Genomic DNA, 9481 nt, shown 5'->3' with positions numbered 1-9481 from the left:
CGCCCTACCAAGGAGCCCCCCATGACCCTCACCCACCCGCCCACCACCGCCCCCGCCGCCCGCGCCATCGACGAGCCCGAGGGCATCGCCCCGCGCGGCACCCTCGTCGTCCTCGGCGGCCGCGGCGAGACCCCGGCCGTCTACGAGCGCTTCGGCACCCGCATCGCCCGCGACGCCTACCGCGTCCGCGCCTTCGGCGACGCGACGGCCCCCGGCGTCCGCGACGCCGCGCTCGCCGTCCTCCGTGACCCCGCGACCATCGCGCCGCTCGTGCTCGTCGGCTCCGACGCCGGCGCGGCCGTCGCCCTCGAGCTCGCCGCGACGGAGCCGGTCGACGCCGTCGTCCTCGCCGGACTGCCCGTGCGCGCCGAGAGCGGCGGGGGGATCGGCGAGCGGACCGCCTGCCCGAACCACGCCGGCGTCCTCGAGCGCGAGACCGACTCCGCCGCGCGCGACGCCGCACTGCCGCCCGAGCTGCTCACCGTCGCCGCCAGTGCCGTCACCGTTCCGCTGCTCGCGCTGCACGGCGCGGCCGACGCGATCAGCCCGCTCGCGGAGGCGGTCGCCGTCTACCGCACCGCCCCGCGGGCCGAGATCCACGTCCTCGCCGACGGCCGCCACGACGCGCTGAACGACGCGACGCACCGCTCGGCCGCGGCGACGGTGGTCCTCTTCCTCGAGCGGGTGAAGGCGTCGGCCGCCGCCGCGCCGATCATCGAGCGGATCGCGGAGTGAGCGCGCTCGGCCCCGCCGTCGACCCCACCCCTGTCGAGATCACCGCCGACGTCCCCACCGCCGACCGCTCCGGCTGGTCCCCCGGCGGCACCCCGCTCGGCGTCGTGCGCGCCCGCTCGGTCGACGACGTCCGCGCCGCGCTCCGGCACGCCTCCGCCCACGGCATCCCCGTCGTCACCCGCGGCGCCGCCAGCGGACTCGCCGGCGGCGCCAGCGCGGGGGAGGGCGTCCTCGTCCTCGACGTCTCGGGCCTCGACCGCATCCTCGAGATCGACCCCGTCGACGGCGTCGCCCGCGTCGAGCCGGGCGTCATCACCGCCGATCTCGACCGCGCCGCCGCCGTGCACGGCCTCCTCTACGCTCCGGACCCCGGCAGCGTCGAGATCGCGACGATCGGCGGCACCATCGCCACCAACGCCGGCGGCCTGCGCGGCGCGAAGTACGGAGTCACCCGCGACGCCGTCCTCGCGCTCGACGTCGTCCTGGCCGACGGCTCGCTCGTCCACCTCGGCCGCGACACCGGGAAAGGCGTCGTCGGCCTCGACCTCACCGCGCTCGTCGTCGGCTCCGAGGGCAGCCTCGGCGTGGTCGTCGGCGCGACCCTCCGCCTGCTGCCCCGGCCGCGGGCGACCGCGACCGCCGCCGCCTTCTTCGCCGACGTGGCCGCGGGCGCCGAGGCCGCCGTCGCCCTCGCCCGTGCGGGTCTGCGCCCGAGCGTGCTCGAGCTGGTCGACGACCGCACGCTCGAGGCCATCGACGCCCTGCGCGGCTCGACCCTGGCCGGCCGCGGCGGCGCCTTCCTCCTGGTGCAGACCGACGGCTTCGGCGCCGCCGAGGAGATCGCCGAGGTGCGCGCGGTGCTCGCCGCGACCGCGCTCAGCGTCGAGACCACCCTCGACCCGGCCGAGGGCCTCGCCCTCGCGAGCGCCCGCCGCGACGCCCTGCCCGCGATCGAGGCCCGCGGCCGCGTGCTGATCGAGGACATCGCCGTGCCCCGCTCCCGCCTCGCCGAGGCGATCCGCCGCGTGCACGCCATCGCGGCGGACACCGGCGCCGACGTCTACGTCTTCGCCCACGCCGGCGACGGCAATCTGCACCCGATCATCCGCCTGCGCGACGACTCCGAGCGGTCCCGCCGCCAGGCCGACGCCGCGGCCGAGGCCGTCTTCGCGCTCGCCCTCGACCTCGGCGGCACCGTCAGCGGCGAGCACGGCGTCGGCGCCCTCAAGCGCGACTGGGCCCGCCGCGAGCTCGGCCCCGACGTCGTCGCCCTGCAGCGCGCGGTGCAGCGGGTCTTCGATCCGCAGGGCATCCTGAATCCCGGTACCGCGCTGTGAGCGCACCCCTCGAGAGGACCGACATGACCACCACCCTCCGCTCCGACGTGCTCGTCACCCCCGACGAGCTGGCGGCGGCACTCGCCTCGCCCGAGCCGCCGCTCGTCCTCGACGTGCGCTGGCGCCTCGACCGGCCCGACGGCCGCCCCGCGTACCTCGAGGGCCACCTCCCCGGCGCCGTCTACGTCGATCTCGACCACGAGCTCGCCGCGCACGGCGCCCCCGAGGACGGCCGCCACCCCCTGCCCCCGATCGAGGCCCTACAGGAGTCGGCGCGCCGCTGGGGCCTGCGCCGGGGTCAGGCCGTCGTCGTCTACGACGACCTGAAGAACCTCTCCTCCGCGCGGGCCTGGTGGCTGCTGCGCGCCGCCGGAGTCGCCGACGTGCGCCTCCTCGACGGCTCGCTCCGCGCCTGGACCGCCTCGGGCCGCGCGCTGGAGACGGGCCCCGTTTCGCCGGTCGCGGGCGACGTCGAGCTGGCCTACGGCGCCTTGCCGGTGCTCGACATCGACGAGGCCGCCGCGCTGCCGTTTACCGGCGTACTGCTCGACGCCCGCGCCCCCGAGCGCTACCGCGGCGACGTCGAGCCGATCGACCCCCGCGCCGGCCACATTCCCGGCGCTCTGAACGCCCCCGCGACGGGCAACGTCGACGCCGACGGCCGCTTCCTCGACGCCGCCGCCCTGCGCACCCGCTTCGAGTCCCTCGGCGTCCGCCCCGACGCCCCCGTCGGCGTCTACTGCGGCTCCGGAGTCACGGCCGCCGCCGACGCCGTCGCCCTCACCCTCGCCGGCTTCGCCCCGTCCCTCTACCCCGGCTCCTGGTCTCAGTGGTCGAACACCCCCGCCCGCCCCGTCGCCACCGGCCCGGACGCCTAACCCCCTTCCCGCTGGCCGAGCAGCGCGCAGCGCACCCCATGCTGGTCGAGTAGCGCGCAGCGCGTATCGAGACCCGCCCGCGACCAGACCATCAGCCGAGAGCCCCGCTCACCGCTCATCACTCCGCAGAAGTCGTCGTACCGGCCACTCGGCTACGACAACTTCTGCGGACTCGCGGCCGCAGCCGCGGTCGGCGCCGCCGACTCCTCAAGAGTTGCGGTAGTCGCGCCCGGCTACCGCAACTTCTGCGTACTCGCCGGCGCCGCGTGCGCCTGCGTCGAGTCGGCTCCGCAGGAGTTGTCGGAGCGGGCGCTCGGGTACGACGACTTCTGCGCACTCGCGGCCGCGAGCGCGGTCAGCGCCGCCGACTCCTCAAGAGTTGCGGTAGTCGCGCCCGGCTACCGCGACTTCTGCGCACTCGCCGGCGCCGCGTCCCCCGCGTCGAGCCCGCTCCGCCGCCGACTCCTCCGAAGTTGCGGTAGTCGCGCTCGGCTACCGCAACTTTCGAGGAGTGGGCCGGCCGACCCGAGCGTCAGCCCAGGCGGGAGTGCTCGCCGAGGTGGTGCCAGGTGCGGTTGTGGTACACCAGCGGCGCCGTGGCGTCGGAGTCGTCGGGGACGTGCGCCTCGAGGGCGTGCACGGCGACGATGGTCGACGAGCCGGCCTCCATGCGGTTGATGACGGTGCCGCGGATCCAGGCGGACGCGCCGGGGAAGTACGGCTCGCCTGTGGGGAGCCGCGACCAGATCGAGGTGTCGGCGAACCGGTCGATGCCGCTGGTCGAGCCGAGGCGGGCGAGGTCGAGCTGCTCGGCGCCGAGCAGGTGCACGACGAGGGTCTCCGACGCCTGGATGGCCGGCGAGCTCGACGACGCGGAGGACAGCGAGAAGACGAACAGCGGCGGCTCGGCGCTCACGGAGAAGACGGACGTCGCGGTCAGCGCGACCGGTCCGGTGCCCGGGTCGGCGGTGATCAGCGCCACCCCCGCGGCGTGGTTGCGGAAGGCGAGCTTGAAGTCCGCGGGCGAGAGCCCGGCGAAGGCGGCGTGCGGTCGGCCGTCGGCAGGCGCGGACCCGGCGGACGCGGCGGTGTCGGACGCGGTGGCGAGGTTCTCACGGCTCATCGGAGACTCCAGATCGATCGGGGATGCGGCGCGGAACGGGCCCGTCATCGCGCCGCAGCACGGCCCCTCCAGCCTGTCGCACCGGGCGGGGTCCGTTCGCCTCATTGCGGAGTATGACACTCCCGCCTCCGCCCCCCCCGAAGCCCGCACCGCTCGTCTGATCTGCAGGCGACGCGACGGTGAGAGCCCTCCGACCCGCGCACGGGGGCGGCACAACCCCCGGATCGCCTGCAGATCGAACACCCACCCCCCCACCCCCGTCCGCTCCCCGCGCAACCCGTGGCACCCCCGCCCGCACGCGCGCAGACTCGACACCATGGCCCACCGCCCCCGCGAATCGAGCACCCGCCCCGAGAACAAGAGCTGCGCCTCCTGCGGCCGCGAGATCGAGTGGCGCGCGAAGTGGGCGCGCGACTGGGAGAACGTCCGCTACTGCTCCGACGCCTGCCGCCGCCGCGGCGTCGGCCCGGAGGAGGCGCGCCTCGAGGAGGAGATCCGCACCGTCCTCCTCGCCCGCGCCGCGTCCGCCACCGCCTGCCCGTCCGAGGTCGCCCGCCGGGTCGGCGGAGAGGAGTGGCGGCCGCTGATGGAGCCGGTCCGCCGCGCCGCCCGTCGCCTCGTCGACCGCGGCGAGATCGACATCGTCCAGGGCGGGCAGATCGTCGATCCGTCCCGCGCGAAGGGCCCGATCCGCCTGCGCCGCCGACCCGGGGGACCGCTGTCGCCCGACGGCGGCGCCCGCTAGCCTCGCTGACATGCCCAGCAGCGACGCCGTCGTCCTCACCGTCCCCGGACCGCACGGCGACCGGGAGGTGCGCGTCTCCAGCCCGGGCCGCGTGCTGTTCCCGGAGCCGGGCATCACCAAGCGCGAGGTGGCGGAGTACCTGATCGCGGTCGGCGAGGCCTTCGTCGCCGCCAACGGCGACCGGCCGATCTCGCTGCAGCGCTTCTCCTCCGGCATCGACGGCGACCAGTTCTTCTCCAAGAACCCGCCCAAGGGCGCCCCGGAGTACGTCCGCTCCGTCCCCGTCACCTATCCGAGCGGCCGCGTGCACCCGCAGCTCGTGATCGACGAGCCCGCCGTCGCCGTCTGGGCCGCGCAGATGAACACGCTCGTCTTCCACCCGTGGGCGTCCCGCGCCGAGGACTCCGACCGGCCCGATCAGCTCCGCATCGACCTCGACCCGCAGCCGGGCACCGATGTCGCCGACGCGGTCGTCGCGGCGCACGCGCTCCGCGAGGTGCTGCGCGAGGCGGGCCTGGAGTCGTTCGTGAAGACCTCCGGCAACCGCGGGCTGCACGTGTTCGCGCCGATCGTGGCCGAGCACGAGTTCCTCGACGTGCGGCACGCGGTGATCGCCGCCGGCCGCGAGCTCGAGCGGCGGATGCCCGAGCAGGTCACGACGGCGTGGTGGAAGGAGGAGCGCGGCGAGCGGATCTTCGTCGACTTCAACCAGGCCAACCGCGACCGCACGATGGCCGGCGCCTACAGTCCGCGTCCGCTCGCGCACGCTCCGGTCTCCTGCCCGGTCGAGTGGGAGGAGCTCGACGGGATCGATCCGACCGCGTTCACGATCCGCACCGTTCCCGAGCGCCTGAGCACGACCGGCGACCCCTGGGCGCGGATGCACGACGCCCCCGGCACGCTCGACGCGCTGCTCGGCTGGTGGGAGCGCGACCTCTCCGCGGGCCTCGGCGAGCTGCCGTTCCCGCCCGACTTCCCGAAGATGCCGGGCGAGCCGCCCCGCGTCCAGCCCAGCCGCGCGAAGAAGCCGGCGGCGGAGCCCGCGGAGGACGCCGCCGAGTAGCGTCAGCCCAGCACGTCGCCCAGGTCGTACGCCGTCGGCTGCTCCAGCTGCGCGAAGGTGCACGAGCCGGCGTCGCGGTCCGGCCGCCAGCGCTCGAACTGCACCGTGTGCCGGAACCTCGATCCCTCCATCTGGTCGTAGCGCACCTCGAGCACCGTCTCCGGCCGCAGCCGCACGAACGAGGTGTCGCGGCTCCCGGAGAAGCGACTGCGCTCGCCGTCGCCGCGCACCGCCTCGCCGTCCGCGTCGCGCTCGACGACGTCGGCGAGCTCCTCGATCAGCTCGACCCGCCGGGCGTCGGTGAAGGCGGAGGCACCGCCCACCTGCCGCAGCGCCCCGTCGGTGTCGTACAGGCCGAGCAGCAGCGAGCCGAGCCCGGGCTTCGAGGTGTGCTCGCGGTAGCCGATCGCGATGACGTCGGCCGTCCGGTGGTGCTTGACCTTGAGCATCGTCCGCTTGCCCGGAGCGTAGGGCGCGGCGAGGGGCTTCGCGATCACGCCGTCCAGCCCCGCGCCCTCGAACCGCTCCAGCCAGTCGCGGGCGAGCGCCTCGTCGGCGGTGGTCCGGCCCAGGTGCACCGGCGCGGTCACTCCGTCCAGCAGTGCGGCGAGCGCCTCGCGCCGCGCCGAGTACGGCTCGTCGAGCAGGCTCCGGCCGCCCACGGCGAGCAGATCGAAGGCGACGAGCATCGCCGGGGTCTCGGCCGCGAGCGTCGCGACGCGGCTGGCCGCCGGGTGGATGCGCTGCGAGAGCAGCTCCCAGTCCAGCCGCTGGGCGCCGCCGGGCCCGGTCGCCAGCACGATCTCGCCGTCGAGGACGCAGCCGTCGGGCAGCAGCCGGAGGAACGCCTCGACCAGCTCGGGGAAGTAGCGGGTGAGCGGTTTGGAGCCGCGGCTGCCGATCTCGCAGACCCCGCCGGAGACGGAGACGATGGCGCGGAAGCCGTCCCACTTCGGCTCGTAGGAGTAGCCGCCGTCGACCGCGTCCTGCGCGGGCACCGCGGCGACCGCCTTGGCGAGCATCGGGGCGAGGGGGAGGGGGAACGGGAGGTCCATCCTGTGATCATCCTCGCCGCAGCAGCCCCGGCGCACCCCTCCCGCAGAGGCTCCTCCCCAGGGTCGAGCGCGTGACGAACAGATCACAAGCGCCACCTCCGGTACCTTTCGCGCCAGCGGATACGGAAGACTGCGCCTCATGAGCATGTGGGGACAGCACTCCGGAACGCGCGCCAGACCAGACCGATCGGTGCGTCCGCTCCGAAGAGGAACTGTGACCCTCGAATGTCGGAACGACGCCGGACGGAGCCGCCGCTGATGGCGCGCATCGCCGTCTCGGCCGCCCGGCAGCTGTTCTCGCGCTCGCGGCGCAGCGACTCCCCCGGGGAAGGGGAACCCCCGTACGGAGTCGAGCCCGACGTGACCGAGTACCTGCCGGCTCCGGCGCGCGACGAGGAGGCTCCCCGCCGGGACGCCCTCCTCGAGCAGCACGCCGCTCCGGCGCACGCGGATGCCGGGTACGTCTTCGACGTGCCCGCGCCCGCGATCGGCGAGTACTGCGAGCTCGACGCGGATGCTCTCGAATTCCCCCATCCGGGGGTCGCCTCCTTCGTCCCCGATCTCTCGCGCCCGGTCCGCGGCGGAGGATCGCACAGCGCGTTCCGCAGCCCGCCGCCGCCCGCCCCGGCGCCCGCCGCGCCGTCGCCGATGGTCGACCTCCCGCGGGACTTCGCGCCCTCGGAGGAGGTCGAGGAGCCGCACGCCCACGAGCAGCACGCCGTGACGATCGCGCCCCCGCCCCCGTCGTCGCGTTTCGAGCCGCAGCCCGTCGACGCGCAGTTCTTCGACGCGCCTCCGGCGCCGCCCGCACCCCCGGCCCCGCCCGTCCTCGCCCCGCCCCTCGCGGAGCAGCCGGACGAGCCCACCGCGGAGGAGACCGAGTGGTCCGGGACCGAGGAGCCCGCGGACCTCGAGTTCGACGGCATTCGTCTCGCCGCGCCCCGGCCGCCCGCGGCTCCGCCCGCCGACGCGCAGCCGGTCGACGCGCAGTTCTTCGAGCCGCCGACCTCCGCGCCGTCCGCGGTCCAGCCGCCGGCCCCTGGCGAGGCCGCACCGCCCGTCGCACCTCCGCTCCCGCCGGCGCCGACCGTCGACGCCGCGCTCCTCCGCGGCTTCGCCCTCGCGCCGACCGACACCGACGGCCCCGCCCTCGCGCCCGTCATCGGCGAGGTCTGCGAGCTCGACACCGAGCACCTCGAGTTCCCGCACCCGAACGCCGCCTCCTTCGTGCCGGTCCAGGGCCGCAGCCGCGGCGCCTTCGGGCTGCTCCTGCCCGATCCGGCCCGCCGCTCCGCGCCCGTCCAGCCCGAGCAGCACGTCGAGCCCGAGCCGTACGACGAGCCCGAGCAGCACGACGAGCCCGAGCAGTACGACGCACCCGAGCAGTACGACGCACCCGAGCAGTACGCGCAGGAGTCCTTCGGCGGACCCGAGCAGCACACCGCGCCTCAGCACCGCACCGAGGACCCCGCACAGGACCTCTTCAGCGAGCGCTTCCTCGCTCCCGCGCCGTTCCCCGGCCGCAGCGACTCCGACGGCGACACCCGCGACGACGACGACGCCGACGGCTTCCTCGCGCCGCCCGTGCCCGCCACGGCGCACCAGTGGCACGGCGCTCCCGTCTCCGCCGAGGCCGCGGACGACGAGGGCAGCCCCCGCCCCCGCCGGAAGACCGTCCTGATCGTCGCCGGCATCGGTGCCGCCGTGCTGCTCATCGGCGGCGCGCTCGTCGCCGTCCCGCTGATCACGAACGGCGGCGGAGACGGCGGCAGCGCCACCGGCCCCGTCGCGGCCGCCGCTCCCGGCACCACCGAGGCCGCCGTCGCCTGGGTCGCGGACACGATCGATCCCGCCTCGGTGCTCCTGGTGCAGGACGACCTCGTCGGCGACGTCACCGACGCCGGCTTCCCCGGCGACACCGTCGTGTCGGAGTCGACGCTCTCCGCGGCGGCACCCGACTCGGCCTGGCGCGCGGCCGACTACATCCTCGTCACGCCGAGCCTGCGGGCGAGCGCGACCGGCGAGACCGAGACGGCGCTCGACAACTCGGAGGCCGTCGCGACCTTCGGCAGCGGCGATACCGCCGTGGAGGTGCGCCGCGTCCTCGACCAGGGCACCGATCAGGCCGCCGCCGCGGCCACCGTCCTGACCGCCGCGCGCGCCTCGGCCGGCAGCCAGCTCGCGGCCAACCCCGCGCTGACCACGACCGACGCCGCCCGCGCCCTGCTCGAGGGGGGCCGCGTCGACTCGCGGCTCCTCCTCCTGCTCGGCCAGCAGCTCGCCTTCACCCCGCTCTCGGTCGCCGACTTCCCCGTCGGCACCAGCGAGGTGGACGGCGTCCGCCACCGGATGATCCTGTCCGGCTACAACGGCGCCGCGCTCCCGGCCGACGCCGCCGCGCTGCAGAGCGCGACCACCTGGCTCGGCAGCCAGTCGGGCGACTTCGTCCCGACCTCCGTCGAGTCGACCCCCGAGGGTCTCCTCGTCACCCTCGATCTCGATGAGCCGACCGGGCTGCTCCCGGGCGCTCAGTAGCACGACCCAC

At 75.6% G+C, this 9481-nt stretch carries 8 protein-coding genes; 6 read left to right on the top strand and 2 right to left on the bottom strand.

Translation table 11 applies throughout. From position 1 onward, the window contains the following. The first annotated feature begins 21 nt into the window (after positions 1-21). Genes EDF45_RS09650 through EDF45_RS09640 form a run of 3 tightly spaced genes read left to right on the top strand, consistent with a single transcriptional unit; the run spans position 22 to position 2950 of the window. The gene (locus EDF45_RS09650; RefSeq protein ID WP_123735930.1) at positions 22-735 is read left to right on the top strand and encodes an alpha/beta hydrolase; all 714 of its coding nucleotides are present in this window, start codon (positions 22-24) and stop codon (positions 733-735) included. Next, a complete protein-coding gene (locus EDF45_RS09645) occupies positions 732-2072 on the top strand; it encodes an FAD-binding oxidoreductase (RefSeq protein ID WP_123735929.1) in 1341 nt (446 codons plus the stop codon). Before EDF45_RS09650 ends, EDF45_RS09645 begins: the two co-directional genes overlap by 4 nt. 23 nt (positions 2073-2095) lie before the next feature. After that, a complete protein-coding gene (locus tag EDF45_RS09640) occupies positions 2096-2950 on the top strand; it encodes a sulfurtransferase (RefSeq protein WP_123735928.1) in 855 nt (284 codons plus the stop codon). Between the two features lie 532 nt (positions 2951-3482). On the opposite strand, the gene EDF45_RS09635 is transcribed toward EDF45_RS09640, so the two are convergent. Continuing rightward, complete coding sequence (locus EDF45_RS09635) at positions 3483-4073, bottom strand: flavin reductase family protein (protein ID WP_123736014.1); 591 nt, start codon at positions 4071-4073, stop codon at positions 3483-3485. 316 nt (positions 4074-4389) lie between these two features. Here EDF45_RS09635 and EDF45_RS09630 point away from each other — a divergent pair, with 316 nt between their 5' ends. Then, positions 4390-4818 carry a DUF2256 and DUF3253 domain-containing protein gene (locus EDF45_RS09630; RefSeq protein WP_123735927.1) on the top strand — a complete coding sequence of 143 codons (429 nt, stop codon included), beginning with the start codon at positions 4390-4392 and terminating at the stop codon, positions 4816-4818. A 10-nt stretch (positions 4819-4828) separates the two neighbouring features. Continuing rightward, a complete protein-coding gene (gene ligD / locus EDF45_RS09625; RefSeq protein ID WP_185020139.1) occupies positions 4829-5881 on the top strand; it encodes a non-homologous end-joining DNA ligase in 1053 nt (350 codons plus the stop codon). Between the two features lie 2 nt (positions 5882-5883). Here the strand turns inward: ligD and EDF45_RS09620 are convergent, their stop codons facing one another. Further along, positions 5884-6936 carry an ATP-dependent DNA ligase gene (locus tag EDF45_RS09620; RefSeq protein ID WP_123735926.1) on the bottom strand — a complete coding sequence of 351 codons (1053 nt, stop codon included), beginning with the start codon at positions 6934-6936 and terminating at the stop codon, positions 5884-5886. 258 nt (positions 6937-7194) lie between these two features. Here EDF45_RS09620 and EDF45_RS09615 point away from each other — a divergent pair, with 258 nt between their 5' ends. After that, positions 7195-9471: a hypothetical protein gene (locus EDF45_RS09615; RefSeq protein WP_123735925.1), complete on the top strand. Its 2277-nt coding sequence runs from the start codon at positions 7195-7197 to the stop codon at positions 9469-9471. Positions 9472-9481 lie beyond the last annotated feature (10 nt).

Origin of the sequence: Rathayibacter sp. PhB186 (assembly GCF_003751825.1) — a bacterium.
Classification (GTDB): domain Bacteria; phylum Actinomycetota; class Actinomycetes; order Actinomycetales; family Microbacteriaceae; genus Rathayibacter; species Rathayibacter festucae.
The sequence above is the reverse complement of the archived record's forward strand: the minus strand, read 5'-3'. Positions and strand labels throughout refer to the sequence as shown.

Excerpts from the sequence above, each read along its gene's own strand:
- EDF45_RS09635 (WP_123736014.1), bottom strand. The coding sequence starts at position 4,073 with ATGAGCCGTGAGAACCTCGCCACCGCGTCCGACACCGCCGCGTCCGCC.
- EDF45_RS09630 (WP_123735927.1), top strand. The coding sequence starts at position 4,390 with ATGGCCCACCGCCCCCGCGAATCGAGCACCCGCCCCGAGAACAAGAGC.
- ligD (WP_185020139.1), top strand. The coding sequence starts at position 4,829 with ATGCCCAGCAGCGACGCCGTCGTCCTCACCGTCCCCGGACCGCACGGC.
- EDF45_RS09615 (WP_123735925.1), top strand. The coding sequence starts at position 7,195 with ATGGCGCGCATCGCCGTCTCGGCCGCCCGGCAGCTGTTCTCGCGCTCG.
- EDF45_RS09650 (WP_123735930.1), top strand. The coding sequence starts at position 22 with ATGACCCTCACCCACCCGCCCACCACCGCCCCCGCCGCCCGCGCCATC.
- EDF45_RS09640 (WP_123735928.1), top strand. The coding sequence starts at position 2,096 with ATGACCACCACCCTCCGCTCCGACGTGCTCGTCACCCCCGACGAGCTG.
- EDF45_RS09620 (WP_123735926.1), bottom strand. The coding sequence starts at position 6,936 with ATGGACCTCCCGTTCCCCCTCCCCCTCGCCCCGATGCTCGCCAAGGCG.